Raw genomic sequence first — 14,931 nt, 5'->3', positions numbered from 1 at the left:
CGTGCGATGCGGGGATGCGGCGGCCGACGGCGTCGTGCCGGGCCGGCGTCATTCCCACGCATGCTTGCTGAACTGGTAACCCTTGCTGCGGATCGTCTTGATCCGCTGCGGGTTGCCCGCATCGTCATGCAGCTTGCGGCGCAGCTTCGAGATGCGCCCGTCGATCGTGCGGTCGAGACCGTCGAACTCGACGCCGCGCAGCTGCAGCATCAGGTCGTCACGGCTGACGACTTCTCCCGCATGGCACACCAGCACCCACAGCAGGTCGAACTCGGCCGACGTGAGGTCCGGCGAGCCGCCGCCCGGCAGCACGACCGAACGGTCGGTGCGGTCGATCGAGAACTGGCCGAACGTGTAGCGCTCCGGCTGCGGCGCGGCACCCTCGGCCGCGCGCGCGGGGACGCGGCGCAGTTGCGCCTTGATCCGCGCGAGCAGGATGCGCGGCTCGACCGGCTTGTGCACGTAGTCGTCTGCGCCGAATTCGAGGCCGAGCAGTTCGTCGAACGGCTCGTCGCGCGCCGTCACCATGATGATCACGCCGTCGTACGCCTTGCGCGCCTCGCGGCAGATCTCGAAGCCGTCCTTGCCCGGCAGGTTCACGTCGAGAATGACGAGATCCGGGCGCGTGGACAGGATCGCCGGGACGGCGGCGTCACCGTGCAGCACAGTGTCGACTTCATAGTCGTTCTTGCGCAGGTAGCCGGCGATCAGTGTGGACAGGCGGGTGTCGTCTTCGACGAGCAGGATGCGAAAAGACATGGGCAACGGTCGGATCGTACGGGGAAACCGCGGCGGCGGCAGGCCTGCGCCGGCTGCCGGCCATCGGTCGAAACGTACCGCATGATACTGCGCCCACCGATTGCCCGTTTGAAGATCTGGAGAATAAGGGCGCGATGGTCGCCGCGCTTGACGAATCGGCGCCGAAACGGTTCCATACGGGCTCTCCGAAAACCGGGCCGCGCGCCCGCCCTGCCTCACACACGATGAATTACCAGTCGATCCTCGAACGCATCCATGCCGAACTCGCCCCCTGGATCGGCCAGGGACGTGTCGCCGACTACATTCCCGAGCTCGCTAAAGTGCCCGCCGACAAGTTCGGGATGGCCGTCGTGACGCTGGACGGAAACGTTTACACCGTCGGCGACGCGCAGGAGCGCTTCTCGATCCAGAGCATCTCGAAGCTGTTCGCTTGCACGCTCGCGTTCCAGCTGCTGGGCGATGCGCTGTGGGAGCGGGTCGGCCGCGAGCCGTCCGGCACCGCGTTCAATTCGCTCGTTCAGCTCGAAAGCGAGCGCGGCAAGCCGCGCAACCCGTTCATCAACGCCGGCGCGCTGGTCGTCACCGACGTGCTGTGCCGCCGCTTCGTCAAGGCCGAGACGGCACTCGTCGAGTTCGTGCGGCGGCTGATCGGCGCGACCGACCTCGACTACGATTCGCGCGTCGCGCTGTCGGAACTGCAGCACGCGGAACGCAACCGCGCGATGGCGCATTTCATGGCGAGCTTCGGGAACATGCAGATGCCGCCCGACACGGTGGTGGACGCGTATTGCCGCCAGTGTGCGATCACGATGAACTGCGTCGAGCTTGCGCAAGCGGCGCTGTTTCTCGCGAACGGCGGCGTCGCGCCCGTCACTGGCGAGCGGGTCGTCGATGCGAGTTCGGCGAAGCGGTTGTCGGCGCTGATGTTGACCTGTGGCACCTACGACGCGGCGGGCGACTTCGTTTATCGCGTCGGCTTGCCTGCCAAGAGCGGTGTCGGCGGCGGGATCGTCGCGGTGCTGCCGGGTGACATGGCCGTGTGCGTATGGGCGCCGGGGCTCGATGCGAACGGGAACTCGCTGGCGGGGACGCTGGCGCTGGAATGGTTGACGACTTATACGGGAAGGTCGATTTTTTGAGGTGGCGAGGTTGGGCGCGCGTCGGCTGGCACGACGGCGGCAGGTGAATATCGGCTCGTGCCGGCGCGCTCAACGGGGAATTCGGCTATCGGCAGCAATCGACCGAGGTTGCGTAAAAACGCGTTCGATCACCCAGACTGAGCCAACCCGTTCCGATGAGATGCGACGATGGGGCGTTTTGTCGAAGGCGAAGACCGTAATATTGGTCGCGTCGCGACTGAAATGAGCTTGCACATCCTGTGCCTATAACTTCAGGCGCGTCATCAAGATCCTCAGTTTCGAAAAAGGAATGAACTCGATGAAGCTGGTCGGCGTGTGAGTCCACGTGCCGGCACCGCTGACCGTATTGACCGAGTTCCGGCACGCTTGCATCGGAATGGTTGACGACGTATAACGAGCGATCGATTTTCTGAGACACCGAAATGACTCATGGGAGAGCATCAGTCATGCAACCGGAACACGCTTCAGATCTCGCAACGACTCGCCACGCAAACGCGGAAGGCCGCACGCACACACCGATTCCGCCGATCGTGCCGGCAAAAACCGCACTGGTCGTGATGCACTACCAGACCGACATTCTCGGTCTCTTTCCATCGGTCGCCCCTACCCTGCTCGCCAACACGCGCAAGCTGTGCGATGCAGCCCGGGCGGGCGGCGTCCACGTGTGTTTCGCCAATCTCCGTTTCAGCCCGGGCTATCCGGAAGTCAGTCCACGCAACAAGAACGGGCAAGGGATCAAGCAGCTCGGCCTCTTCGTCGACGACGGCCCATGCCCGGAACTCGGACGGCTGGACCACGAGCCGCTGACCGTCGCGCATCGCGCGAGCGTGTTCTTCCGCACCGACCTGCAGTCACGGCTCGTCGCGCAGGGCATCGACACGCTGATCCTCGTCGGAATTGCGTCGACCGGCGTCGTGCTGTCGTCGGTTGCGCACGCAAGCGATGCGGATTTCCGGCTGTATACGGTGAAGGACTGCTGCTACGACCCGGATCAGGTCGTGCACGAGCATCTGTTCGCGACGGCGTTCGAGACGCGCACGACAGTGCTGTCGCTCGCCGACGCACTGCTGCTGCTCGCATAGACGTGCAACACCCGCGCCACGCCGGCCGGAACGCTTCCGACCGGCGCATCCCGCGCAACTTCGCGCGTTACTTCGCGATATACACGCCCGACGTCGGGCACGTCCCCTGCGTATTCCCGTCCGTCACGAGCGAGGCCGCGCTCGGAAACTGCGTGGTCGCATTCGTCTTGACCGCGATCCACGCTTCCGTGAAATAGCTGACGCCGTTGGTCTTCGTGCACTTCAGCGACACCGCGCTGCGCGTATTGCTGCCGAACGCGCCTTCGAACGCGGACAGCAGCTGGTTGCGCGTCACGGTCCTGCCCGCGTTCGCCTGCAGGAACGCGTTGAACGACGTGTTGCCGAGCCGGCTGACCATGCCGGCCGCCTCGTTCCAGTATGCGTCCGGCGATGCCGAATTCGAGCAGGTGCCATGCTTGAACCATTCGTGCTTGTCGAGGCACGACGCCACGCCCGGCATGTAGGTTGACAGCGTGTTGCGCGTCGCGGTGCTGACCGGATACGCATCCATGCTGCACCACTGGTGCGCGTTGTCGAGATCGACGTCGCTCTGCGGCACGCCGCAGTAGAACGGCTGGTTGCCGTCGTACCTGTTCGGCCACAGGCCGTGCAGCGACAGGCTCGTCGCCGCGTACGTGCCGGCGAGGTTCGTACACTCCGGCGTGTCGTGCGACGCGCAGAAGCCGGGCTCCCACGAAGCCGCGAGCAACAGGTAGTCGTAGCTGGTCTGCGCGACGGCGTGCAGCGAGGCGGATGCGACGGCGAGTGCGGCCGCGGCGCGGGCGAGCGTCTTGAGCATGGCGTTTCCTCGGAAAAGGCTTGCGGTCGCGGGATGCGCCGCAAGATTGTCGAATGTCTGCCCGCGATTGTTGTCCGCGCAACGTGGCATCAATATGAAGGTCGACGAAGGAATTCGTCGCGCAACGCCGAGCCCGTTATCACCGGTACCGATCCCAACGCTCACGTTCCTGCGCCTGCGACGCCGGCCTGCCCTCTCGCCATCTTCATCCTGCGACGGAGCATCCCAGGATGACGGCCTCCCGGCCAGGCAAGCCATACCGCGTCGAGATCGGGAACGGGGGAGCTTCAAACGGGAATCAGGATGCGGAACGCGCTCGCGGCGTTCATTGTTGTTCGCCAGGCAAGTTCCGATAGCCGGCCACGACACCGGATCGTCCGGCGGCGGCGCCTGTCGCGCACGGCGCCTCGTCCGGCGCCGCGCGATTATTTCACCGACGCGGCTTCCGATTCACCCGGTGACAGTGCCGCGCTGTCCTGCGCTCGCCATGCGCGGCGCGACGCCATGATCGCCTTCACGGCCGAGCGCGCGACCTTCCACCACGCGAACGGCCGCGGATCGGCAAGCATGCTGAGCGCGCGCGCATAGTCGAGCGTGAGGCCGGGCGTCCAGGCCATCGTCACCGCACGCTTGCGGATCTGCGCGGCGACCCACAGCTCGGGCGTGAGCAGCAGCCGGATGAATGCGCCCCACCCGGCACGCGTGCCCCTGAGCCGCCACACCGCGCCGTCGAGTGCCGCTTCGAGCGCGTTCGAGACGGTGCTCGAGCAGTTGCGGTGCGTGAGGTTGTACGTGACGGTCTGCCGATACGACGACCAGAATGCGGCCAGCTTCGCCGGATCGTAATTGCGGATCCGCACGCGCACGGTCGACGGACACCACGCTTTCGACTCGGTCGCATAGTCGGGCTGGAACAGGCCCGGCACGTCGTTCTCTCGCGTCGCGCGCAGAATCCGCGTGAATTCGTCCGGAGAACGATCGATTTCCACCGCCGGATAGAGGCTGATGTAGATGCCCTCGGGCGACTCCAGCGCCGCATGGCCAGTGGAGATCACGCCGTTGACGTCCACCGCCGCGATGTAGCGGTCGATCACCGGATAGCGCTGGGCTTCGGCCTTCGACGTGCCGGTCGGCGTCCACACGTGCACGGTCAGCGCGTGCTCGTGGTCGGCCGGCGGGCCGTCCCATTCCGATTGCGTGAAGCGCGGGTTGTCGGGCGCCGCGTCGATGTCGGGCACGATCGACGGCGCCGGCGATGTGACGAACGCGGGATTGCGCGTCAGCCGCCGCACGCGCGCGGCAAGGCTCAGCATGTGCATCCCGCCAAACATCAGCAGCAGGCCGAGGCAATACGGCACGGTACCCACATAGTGGGTCGGATACGGCTGATAGAAGAAGACGGCCAGCAGGATCTCGACGACGCCCCACGCGAATGCAACGTTCCAGCGCCGGTAACGCACCATCCATGCGGACGTGCACTGCAGCAGCCCGTCGACGAGGAACAGCGTGCCGAAGATCATCGACAAGAGGAAGTGGCCGTGATGATGGCCCGCGAACACGAGCCCGGCGGCCACCACGACCGCGATGCCCTTCACGTAGCGCAGGATGCGCTGCCCGCCGACGCCGCTGCCAGCCACCGCGAGCGTCGCGAGCCCCTCGATCAGGAACAGCCAGGCGAACAGTTCGATCGGAAAATGCAGCGCACCGTCGAGCGCGTCGACGAAGATGCCGACGCCCGCGACGACCCACAGCCAGCCCAGCACGGTCAGCCCGCGCGAGCGCGTTCGCAGATATTCGATGCCCAGCAGCAGCAAGACCAGTCGTACCATGGCGCCCTCGTATGTTTTTTCGGGATACGCGCCGGCCACGTGTCCCGCGTCGTGCCGACCGCGCATTCGTGCGATGCGGAAGTCGGAAGCCAGAGCTGACCGGCGCATCATGTTTCAACATGAACAATGACAGCCGGCGCGCTCCGCGTTCGCCGAATAATAAGATATGGAGGAGCCGGTTGAAAGCCTGGCGAAAACAATTCCGGTGAGTCCTGACGCCCGACGTCAAGGTCGTCGTGATCCAGGCATCCCCGGAACAACGGCCGATTGATCCATTTCGCAACGCGGCGCCAGCGCGGCCCGCATCCCGAACGGAGCACGAACATGCGCGCCTCACCGCTTCACACCCCGCCGCTCGGCCCGCAACTCAAGCGTTGGCGCACGCTGCATCGCATGAAGCAGAGCCACGCGGCCGAGTTGTTCGGCGTCGCGCAATCGACGATTTCGCGCTGGGAAGCCGGCATCCAGCAGATGTCGCCCGACGAGCGCGCGATGGCCGAGCGGCTGCTTGCCGCGCGCCTGGATTCAGCGGGCGACCACGCGCTCGCCCGGCTGATCGCGAGCAGCACGGCCCGCATGCATCTCGTGTGCGACCTCACGCACCGCCTGCTCGCCTGCTCGCCATCGCGCGCGGCCGAGTTCTCGCGGCCGCTGCCGACGTTGCTCGGCACATCGCTGTGGCGCTACGCGACGCCGGAAATCGTCCGCATGGAAGCCGCGCTCGACCCGCTTGGCTGGCACGATCGCGCGGGGCCGCCGAGCGTCGAATTCGCGACCGGCGCAAATGCATCGCGCGTCGTGCCGATCCGCGGCAGCACCTGCCGATGGACACGGATGACGCTGTCGGACGGCTCCGCCGCGCGGCTCGTCGAAACGTTGTAGCAAGCGCGGCGCGCATATTTCATGCGTGGACGCATCGCGTGCGCGCGACGTACGCTTGAGGGCTCGAATCAAGCACTTCCCTGCCATGAACCTCGACACGATCCACGCGCGGCTCGATTTCCTGCGCGAAGCCGAATGCCTGAAAGACGTGCTGCGCAGCGGCCATACGTCGACCGGGCGCGCCGAAAGCACGGCCGAACACAGCTGGCGGCTGTGCCTGATGGCGCTCGTGTTTGCCGATGCGCTACCCGACGTCGACACGACGAAGCTGCTGAAGCTGTGCGTCGTCCACGATCTCGGCGAAGCGCTGCACGGCGACATCCCCGCGATCGAGCAGGCCGCGCATCCGGACAAGAACGCACACGAACGCGACGACCTGCTGACGCTGACGGCCGGGCTCGATCGCGTGCTGCGCGACGAGATCGTCGCACTGTGGGACGAATACGAGGCGGCGGCATCACCGGAAGCGCGCGCCGCGAAGGCACTCGACAAGCTCGAAACGATCCTCCAGCACAACCAGGGCAGCAATCCGCCGGATTTCGACTACGCGTTCAATCTCGGCTACGGCCGGCGCTACACCGACGCGGTGCCGCTATTCAGCACGATCCGTGCGATCGTCGACGCGGACACGCAACGCCGGGTCGACGCTCGCGGCAACGGCGCGTAAGCGCGATCTGGCCGAAAACGCGCTACCTGCCGCGCAAGACGCGCTGCGTGATCGACGCGCTCGTGCAGGCGGTGCCGCCGATGATCGAGCGCTGAGCGCAGACGCGCAGAAAGGAAATGGGTCGAAGCCGACGCGCCGCACAGGCGCGTCGGTGCATCACGTCACTTCACGCCGCGCCAAGATCGGCGAGCGGATGTGCGAACAGTTTCCACGGCGACGTCAGGAAATGCCGCACGCGTTCGGCGCGCAGTTCGACGAGCGACGCCGGCGCCCAGCGCGGCTTGCGATCCTTGTCGACGAGGTGCGCGCGCACGCCTTCGCAGAAGTCGCCCTCCTCGATCGCGCGCGCCACGATGCCGAGTTCCATCCGGAACGACTCGGCGAGCGTCATCTGACGGCCGCGCAGCAGCGCTTCGCGCGTCACGCACAGCATCGTCGGCGAATGGCCGGTGAGTGCGTCGAGCGTCGCCTGCAGCCATTGGCGATGCTCGCGCGCCAGCTCGTCGCGTTCAAGCTCCTGCTTCAGCGTCGCGACGATCCGCTCGACGGTCGAGCGCTTGTCGAAGTGACGAACGATCCACGCCATCTGGCTGTCGAGCGCCGAATGCGGCACGACGTTGCACGGCGGCTCGAACACCTTGCGCAGCGCCGGCAGCACGTCGCCGTCCCATCTGACGCTTTCGATGCGCGTCTCGAACGTATCGAGCCACGACGACGGCACGCACAGGTCGGCGAGCTTCGCGGTCAGCGCGTCGGCACCCGACAGCATCGCGCCCGTCAACCCCACGTACAGCTCGAGTTCGACCGGCATGCGCGACAGGAAATGCGTCGCGCCGACGTCCGGCACGAGGCCGATGCGCGTCTCCGGCATCGCGATCTTGCTGCGCTCGGTCGCGACGCGCAGCGCCGCCCCTTGCGCAAGCCCCATTCCGCCGCCCATCGTCACGCCGTCCATCAGCGCCACGACCGGCTTCGGGAACGCATGGATCGCGTAGTCGAGCCGGTATTCGTCGACGAAGAACGGCAGCCACGTCTCGCGCTGCGCGACCATCCGGTGCAGCGCGCGCACGTCGCCGCCCGCGCAGAAGCCCTTCTCGCCCGCGCCGCGCAGCACGACCGCGACGATCTGGTCATCGGTGCGGCACCGTTCGAGGTGTGCGGCCAGCTCGCCGATCATCGAATAGGACAACGCATTGAGCGCGGCCGGCCGGTTCAGCGTAATGAGCGCCACGCGGTTCACCACGCGGAACAGCACCTCCGGCGCGGGTTGCGCGACGCTGTCATGAGTCTTGACCGGCGTGCTCATCGTTGCGGCTCTCCATCGGGTTGCCATTGCGGCGCGCGCTTGCCGAGAAACGCGGCCACGCCTTCGCGCGGATCGTTCGTGTCGAACAGGTCGACGAAGCGTTCGCGCTCGACCGCGAGCGCCGCGCTGCGCGGCACGCCGCGGCGCGCGAGGCCGATCAGTTCCTTGCTGTATGCAATCGCGTGCGGGCTCTGCCGCGCGACGTTGCGCGCGAGCGCCAGCGCCGCATCGCGTGCCGCGCCGCTTTCGACCACGTCCTCGACGAGGCCGATCCTGAGCGCCGTTGCCGCGTCGACGCGCGTGCCGGCCAGGATGATCTTCTTCGCCCAGCCCTCGCCGACGAGCCAGGGCAGTGTCTGCGTGCCGAGCCCGCACGGCAGCAGGCCGACCGACGGTTCGGGCAGCGCCATCTGCGCGTGCGTCTCCGCGATCCGCAGGTCGCACGCGAGTGCGCATTCGAGGCCGCCGCCCATCGCATAGCCGTTGATCGCCGCGATCGTCACGACACGCGCGTCATGCAGCGCCTCGAACGCCGCGCCAAAGCGCGCGGCCATCGCGCGCGCGACCGCGCGGTCGCCGTCGGCGAACGTGTTCAGGTCGGCGCCCGCGCTGAAGAACTTCGGGCCGTCGCCGGTGATCACCAGCGCGCGCATGCGCGGGTTCGCGTTCAGTTCGGCGACGGTTTCCTGCAGTTGCCGCAGCCCGTCGGCGGTAAATGCGTTCGCGGGCGGACGCTTGAGCGTCGCGCACGCGATCGCGCCGTCGTCGACGTAGTCCAGTTCGATCATGAGGCGTCCTTCTTCGTGGCCGGTTGGTACAGGCGGATCACCGCCGAGAAATCGAGTTGCCCGTCGCCGCGGCTGCTCATCGTCTGGTACAGCTGCTGCGCGAGCGCGCCGAGATAGACGGGCTGGCGCGCCTGCTTCGCGGCGTCGTTCGCGAGGCCGAGATCCTTCAGCATCAGGTCGGTGCCGAAGCCGCCGCTGTAGCCGCGCGACGACGGCGCGGTGTCGATCACGCCCGGATACGGGTTGTAGGTGTCCGAGCTCCAGCAACGGCCCGTCGACGTATTGACGATCCCGGCCAGCACCTTCGGGTCGATGCCGAGCGCGACGCCGAGCGACATCGCCTCCGACACGGCCGCCATCGAGATGCCGAGCACGAGGTTGTTGCATACCTTCGCGACCTGCCCCATCCCCGTCGCGCCGCAATGGACGATGTTCTTGCCCATGCCGGCGAGCACGGGCTTCACGCGCTCGAAATCGGCGTCGCTGCCGCCGACCATGAAGGTCAAGGTGCCTGCCGCCGCGCCGCCGGTGCCGCCCGACACGGGCGCATCGACGAACGCGCCGCCGCGCTCGCGCACGAGCGCGCCGAACGCCTGCGCGCTCGCCGGATCGATCGTGCTCGAATCGATCACGGTCGCGCCGGCGCCGAGGCCGGCCAGCACGCCGTTCTCGCCGGCGAGCACCGAGCGCACGTGCGGCGCGGCCGGCAGCATCGTGATGACGAAGGTCGCGCCCGATGCGGCTTCGCGCGGCGACCCGGCCACCTGCGCACCGGCGTCCTGCAGCGCGCGCAATGCGTCGGCGCTCAGGTCGAACGCGTGCACTTCATGGCCAGCCTTCAGGAGGTTCAGCGCCATCGGCCCACCCATGTGGCCCAATCCGATAAATCCGATCTTCATGTTCGTGTCCTCCCCGGCTCAATGCAGCCGGATCGTCGTGTTCACCGGGCCGGCCGTCGTGTCGTCGTCGAACCAGCGCGCGGTGACCGTCTTCGTCTGCGTGTAGAACTGCACGACCTGCTTGCCGTACGGGCCGAGATCGCCGAGCTTCGAGCCGCGCGAGCCTGTGAAGCTGAAGAACGGCACGGGCACCGGAATCGGGATGTTGATGCCGACCTGGCCGACGTCGATCTCGCTCTGGAACTTGCGCGCGGCCGCGCCGCTCTGCGTGAAGATGCCCACGCCGTTGCCCATCGGGTTCGCATTGACGAGCGCGATCGCTTCGTCGAGCGTGTCGACTTCCATCACGACCAGCACCGGCCCGAAGATTTCATGCGTGTAGATCGTCATGTCGGTCTTCACGCCGGAGAAGATCGTCGGCCCGATGAAGTTGCCTTCCTCGAAGCCGGCGACCTTCACGTCGCGGCCGTCGAGTTCGAGCTTCGCGCCTTCCTTGATGCCCGTGTCGATCAGCGACAGGATGCGCGCCTTCGCGCCGCGCGACACCACCGGCCCGACGTCGGTGCCCGCTTCCGAGCCCGCGTTGACCTTCAGTTGCTTCGCCTTCGCGACGATGTCCGGCAGCCACTCGCGCGCGCTGCCGACCAGCACCGCGACGGAGGTCGCCATGCAGCGCTGGCCAGCCGCGCCGAAGCCGGCGCCGACCAGCGCGTTGATCGCCTGCTCGCGGTTCGCGTCGGGCAGCAGGATCGCGTGGTTCTTCGCGCCCATCATCGACTGCACGCGCTTGCCGTGCTGGCAGCCGAGGTTGTACACGTGCGTGCCGACGGCGGTCGAGCCGACGAACGAGATCGCCCTCACGAGCGGATGCGTGCAGATCGCGTCGACCACTTCCTTGCCGCCGTGCACGACGTTCAGCACGCCCTTCGGCACGCCGGCCTCGATCGCCAGTTCGACGAGCGCCATCGTCGACATCGGATCCTGCTCCGACGGCTTCAGCACGAACGTGTTGCCGCACACGATCGCCATCGGGAACATCCACAGCGGAATCATCGCGGGGAAGTTGAACGGCGTGATGCCCGCGCACACGCCGAGCGGCTGGCGCAGTGTGTAGGTGTCGACACCGCCCGCGACGTTCTCCGCGAATTCACCGAGCTGCAGCGTGCCGACCGAGCACGCGTGCTCGACCACTTCGAGGCCGCGGAAGATGTCGCCTTCGGCGTCGGGCAGCGTCTTGCCCTGCTCGGCCGTCAGCGTCTTCGCGATGCGCTGCAGGTTCGCACGCACGAGATCCTGAAACTTCAGCATGATGCGCATGCGCGCGGAAATCGGCGTGTTCTTCCACGTCGCATACGCGGCGTGCGCGGCCTGCACGGCCGCGTCGACTTCCGCGACGGTCGTGAACGGCACGCGCGCGAGGACCTGCTGCGTCGCCGGATTGACGATGTCGCGCCACTCGCTCGTGGTGGACTCGACGAAGGCGCCGTCGATCAGCAGCTTGACCGTCGGCACGTCTTGCCCCGTGCGGGGCGTCGGATTCGCGTTCATCGATGCACTCTCCTTGCAGTGGGCCGTGTCGCGTCATGCAACGCGCGGCCGGTTCAATCGGTGTCGCGGGCGACGGCCGCGACATGCGGCACGCAGCCCACGGCAGGTCATTTCAGTTCGGCGGCGAAATCTTCTTCCCAGTATTCGCCGGGCATCCGCGTGGTTGCATCGTCGCCGCGCTCGATCTCGCGGCGGCGCAGCTCGACGCGGCGGATCTTCCCCGAGATGGTCTTCGGCAGCTCCGCGAACTGCAGGCGCCGGATGCGCTTGTACGGCGCGAGCTTCTCGCGCGAGAAGCGGAAGATCTCCAGCGCGAGCGCGGGACTTTCCTCGTATCCCTGGCGCAGCGTGATGAAGGTCTTCGGCACCGACAGCCGCACCGGGTCCGGGCTCGGCACGACGGCCGCTTCCGCGATCGCCGGATGCTCGATCAGCACGCTTTCGAGTTCGAACGGGCTCAGCCGGTAGTCGGACGACTTGAACACGTCGTCCGCGCGGCCGATGTACACGTAGTAGCCGTCGTCGCCGCGCATCGCGATGTCCGACGTGCGGTAATGGCCGTCGCGCATCGCGTAGGCCGTCGCGTCCGGATTGTTCGCATAGCCGTTCATCAGGCCGACCGGGCGCGTCACGCCCGCGCCGATCGGCAGCGCGACCTCGCCTTCGCTGACGGGCGCGCCGTCCGGGTCGAGCAGCGCGATCCGGTAGCCGGGCAGCGGGCGCCCCATCGAACCGGCGACGACGGGCTGGCCCGGTGTGTTGCCGATCAGGCAGGTCGTCTCGGTCTGGCCGTAGCCGTCGCGAATCGTGATGCCCCACGCCTTCTTCACGCGCTCGATGATCTCGGGATTCAGCGGCTCGCCGGCGCCGACGATCTCGCGCAGCTTCACGTCGAACGACGCGAGCGGCTGCTGCACGAGCATGCGCCACACCGTCGGCGGCGCGCACAGCGTGGTCACCTGGTATTTGACGAGCGCGTCGAGCACGACCTTCGGCTCGAAGCGCGCGTAGTTGAACGCGAACACGCACGCCTGTGCATTCCATGGCGCGAAGAAGCAGCTCCACGCATGCTTCGCCCAGCCCGGCGAGCTGATGTTCCAGTGAATGTCGCCCGGCTGCAGGCCGACCCAGTACATCGTCGACAGGTGCCCGACCGGATAGGTGCGGTGCGTATGCTCGACGAGCTTCGGCTTCGACGTCGTGCCCGACGTGAAGTACAGCAGCATCGGATCGTTCGCGTGCGTGATGGCGTCGGGCTCGAACGCGGCGCTCGCCGCGTAGCCGTCGTTCATCGCGAGCCAGCCCGCGCGCGGCGCGCCGGCGACGATCTTCTGCTTGAGGCCGAGATCGGCCTGTTCGAATTTCGCGGTTTCGTTCTCGTCGACGATCGCGTATTTCGCGCCGCCGATCTGCACGCGATCGCGCACGTCGTCGGCCGACAGTTGCGTGGTCGCGGGCAACACGATCGCGCCGAGCTTCATCGCGGCGAGCATCGCGTCCCACAGTTCGACACGGTTCGGCAGCATCAGCAGGATCCGGTCGCCGCGCACGACGCCGATGCCGCGCAGCCAGTTCGCGACCCGCGACGAGCGCTCGGACATCTGCGCGAACGAATACGGGTCGCCCGTGCCGGTTGCCGCGTCGACGATCCACAGCGCGGGCTTGTCGTTGCCGCGCGCCATCGGGTCGAAGTAGTCGAGCGCCCAGTTGAACGCATCGAGCACCGGCCATTCGAAATCGCGGTACGCGGTTTCGTAGTCGGTGCGATGGCGCAGCAGAAAGTCGCGTGCGTCCAGGAATGCCTGTACCGTCATCGTGTCGTCTCCTGTCTCCTGTCGACGAGAGTCGGCGCTCGAGCGCTGACTCTCGTCCCATGCCTCGTGCGGTCGGTCCAGTGCATGTGCTGCAGCGCATGCCCGGTTCCGTGTCGCGCGGCGCACGGTCACGTCGTTGCGTGCCGCGTTTGCCGCGCTGCCTTCGTGCCCTGCCTGTTTGCCTGCCTGTCTGGTTCTTCGCGTGGTTGTCGGTGGAGCGCGCGTCGCGATTCGGGACTCAAAGCTCTCGCGCGATCACCATCCGCTGCACTTCGCTGGTGCCCTCGTAGATCTGCGTGATGCGCGCGTCGCGATAGTGACGCTCGACTTCGTAATCGACGAGGTAGCCGTAACCGCCGTGGATCTGGATCGCGTCCGAACACACGCGCTCGGCCATCTCGGACGCGAACAGCTTCGCCTGCGATGCTTCGGACAGGCACGGCAGCCCCGCCGTGCGCAGCTTTGCCGCGTGATGCACGAGCAGGCGCGCCGCGTTGATCTGCGTGGCCATGTCGGCCAGCTTCTGCTGGATCGCCTGATGCTCGGCGATCGGCTTGCCGAACTGCACGCGCTCGCGCGCATAGCGGCGCGCCTTGTCGAACGCGGCGCGCGCGATGCCGAGCGCCTGCGCGGCAATGCCGATGCGCCCGCCTTCCAGGTTCGACAGCGCGATCTTCAGCCCTTCGCCGCGATTGCCGAGCAGGTTTTCTTCCGGAATCGCGCAGTTCTCGAACGTGATCGGGCATGTGTCGGATGCGCGGATGCCCATCTTCTTTTCCGGTTTGCCGACGATGAAGCCCGGCGTGTCGGTCGGCACCAGGAACGCGGAAATGCCGCGCTTGCCGGCTTCCGGGTCGGTCATGGCAAAAACGATCGCGACCCCGGCGCGCTGGCCGTTGGTCACGAACTGCTTCGCGCCGTTCAGCACCCACTTGCCGTCGCGCAGTTCCGCCCGCGTACGCAGGTTGTTCGCCTCGGAGCCGGCCTGCGGCTCGGTCAGGCAGAACGCGCCGATGATGCGGCCCGCCGCCATCTCGGCCAGCCAGCGATCCTTCTGCGCGGGCGTACCGAAACCGAGGATCGGCCCGCAGCCAACCGAGTTGTGCACGCTCATCAGCGTCGCGCACGCGGCATCGCCGGCGGCGATTTCCTCTATCGCCAGCGCGTAGGCGACGTAATCCGTATATGCGCCGCCCAGCTCCTGCGGCACGATCATCCCGAGCAGGCCGAGTTCGCCGAGCTGCGCGACGACGGCGTCGGGCAGGTGCGCGTCGTGGTCCCACTGCGCGGCGCTCGGTGCCAGCACCTCGGTGGCAAAAGCACGCGCGGCGTCGCGGATCATCCGCTGGTCTTCGGTGTAAAGCTCGTCCATGGCGCTGCTGTCTCCTGCGGCCGCGTGCGGCGACCGACCTTTCGTTT

General features: G+C 67.1%; 13 protein-coding genes and 1 pseudogene. 5 read left to right on the top strand and 9 right to left on the bottom strand.

All coding sequences use genetic code 11. The features are described from left to right. Positions 1–48: 48 nt before the first annotated feature. A complete protein-coding gene (locus tag WS66_RS02920) occupies positions 49–759 on the bottom strand; it encodes a response regulator (protein WP_059600168.1) in 711 nt (236 codons plus the stop codon). A gap of 224 nt (positions 760–983) precedes the next feature. Here WS66_RS02920 and WS66_RS02915 point away from each other — a divergent pair, with 224 nt between their 5' ends. After that, positions 984–1,898: a glutaminase gene (locus WS66_RS02915; protein WP_059600329.1), complete on the top strand. Its 915-nt coding sequence runs from the start codon at positions 984–986 to the stop codon at positions 1,896–1,898. Positions 1,899–2,344: 446 nt separating this feature from the next. Beyond that, positions 2,345–2,980 (top strand): isochorismatase family cysteine hydrolase, encoded by a 636-nt coding sequence (locus WS66_RS02910; protein WP_059600169.1) that lies wholly within the window; start codon positions 2,345–2,347, stop codon positions 2,978–2,980. Positions 2,981–3,047: 67 nt separating this feature from the next. On the opposite strand, the gene WS66_RS02905 is transcribed toward WS66_RS02910, so the two are convergent. Both WS66_RS02905 and WS66_RS02900 read right to left on the bottom strand, forming a co-directional pair. Beyond that, on the bottom strand, positions 3,048–3,779 hold the full coding sequence (locus WS66_RS02905; protein ID WP_059600170.1) for a ribonuclease T2: 732 nt from the start codon (positions 3,777–3,779) through the stop codon (positions 3,048–3,050). A 425-nt stretch (positions 3,780–4,204) separates the two neighbouring features. Further along, positions 4,205–5,608, bottom strand: coding sequence for an HdeD family acid-resistance protein (locus WS66_RS02900; protein WP_059600330.1), 1,404 nt, complete (start codon positions 5,606–5,608; stop codon positions 4,205–4,207). Between the two features lie 324 nt (positions 5,609–5,932). Between WS66_RS02900 and WS66_RS02895 the strand changes: the two genes are divergently transcribed. The 3 genes and pseudogenes from WS66_RS02895 to WS66_RS34270 form a co-directional block, all read left to right on the top strand. Then, positions 5,933–6,490 carry a helix-turn-helix domain-containing protein gene (locus WS66_RS02895; protein WP_059600331.1) on the top strand — a complete coding sequence of 186 codons (558 nt, stop codon included), beginning with the start codon at positions 5,933–5,935 and terminating at the stop codon, positions 6,488–6,490. 85 nt (positions 6,491–6,575) lie between these two features. Continuing rightward, the gene (locus WS66_RS02890; protein ID WP_059600171.1) at positions 6,576–7,157 is read left to right on the top strand and encodes an HD domain-containing protein; all 582 of its coding nucleotides are present in this window, start codon (positions 6,576–6,578) and stop codon (positions 7,155–7,157) included. Further along, positions 7,154–7,252 (top strand): annotated as a pseudogene (locus tag WS66_RS34270) (LysR family transcriptional regulator); the annotation flags it as partial. The gene WS66_RS02890 and the pseudogene WS66_RS34270, both read left to right, overlap by 4 nt. Positions 7,253–7,323: 71 nt before the next feature. Here the strand turns inward: WS66_RS34270 and WS66_RS02880 are convergent. The 6 genes from WS66_RS02880 to WS66_RS02855 form a co-directional block, all read right to left on the bottom strand. Continuing rightward, positions 7,324–8,463 carry an enoyl-CoA hydratase/isomerase family protein gene (locus WS66_RS02880; RefSeq protein ID WP_059600172.1) on the bottom strand — a complete coding sequence of 380 codons (1,140 nt, stop codon included), beginning with the start codon at positions 8,461–8,463 and terminating at the stop codon, positions 7,324–7,326. Beyond that, positions 8,460–9,251: an enoyl-CoA hydratase gene (locus WS66_RS02875; RefSeq protein ID WP_059600173.1), complete on the bottom strand. Its 792-nt coding sequence runs from the start codon at positions 9,249–9,251 to the stop codon at positions 8,460–8,462. Before WS66_RS02875 ends, WS66_RS02880 begins: the two co-directional genes overlap by 4 nt. After that, on the bottom strand, positions 9,248–10,150 hold the full coding sequence (mmsB, locus tag WS66_RS02870; protein ID WP_059600174.1) for a 3-hydroxyisobutyrate dehydrogenase: 903 nt from the start codon (positions 10,148–10,150) through the stop codon (positions 9,248–9,250). The genes WS66_RS02875 and mmsB overlap by 4 nt, the downstream gene beginning before the upstream one ends. Positions 10,151–10,168: 18 nt before the next feature. Then, the gene (locus WS66_RS02865) at positions 10,169–11,698 is read right to left on the bottom strand and encodes a CoA-acylating methylmalonate-semialdehyde dehydrogenase (RefSeq protein ID WP_059600175.1); all 1,530 of its coding nucleotides are present in this window, start codon (positions 11,696–11,698) and stop codon (positions 10,169–10,171) included. 107 nt (positions 11,699–11,805) lie between these two features. Further along, positions 11,806–13,512, bottom strand: coding sequence for an AMP-binding protein (locus WS66_RS02860; RefSeq protein WP_059600176.1), 1,707 nt, complete (start codon positions 13,510–13,512; stop codon positions 11,806–11,808). A gap of 238 nt (positions 13,513–13,750) precedes the next feature. Continuing rightward, positions 13,751–14,884 (bottom strand): acyl-CoA dehydrogenase family protein, encoded by a 1,134-nt coding sequence (locus tag WS66_RS02855; RefSeq protein WP_059600332.1) that lies wholly within the window; start codon positions 14,882–14,884, stop codon positions 13,751–13,753. Positions 14,885–14,931: the final 47 nt, after the last annotated feature.

Source organism: Burkholderia sp. LA-2-3-30-S1-D2 (assembly GCF_001523915.2).
In the GTDB taxonomy this organism is placed as follows: Bacteria; Pseudomonadota; Gammaproteobacteria; order Burkholderiales; family Burkholderiaceae; genus Burkholderia; species Burkholderia diffusa.
This window is presented reverse-complemented; position numbering and strand designations above follow the sequence as displayed.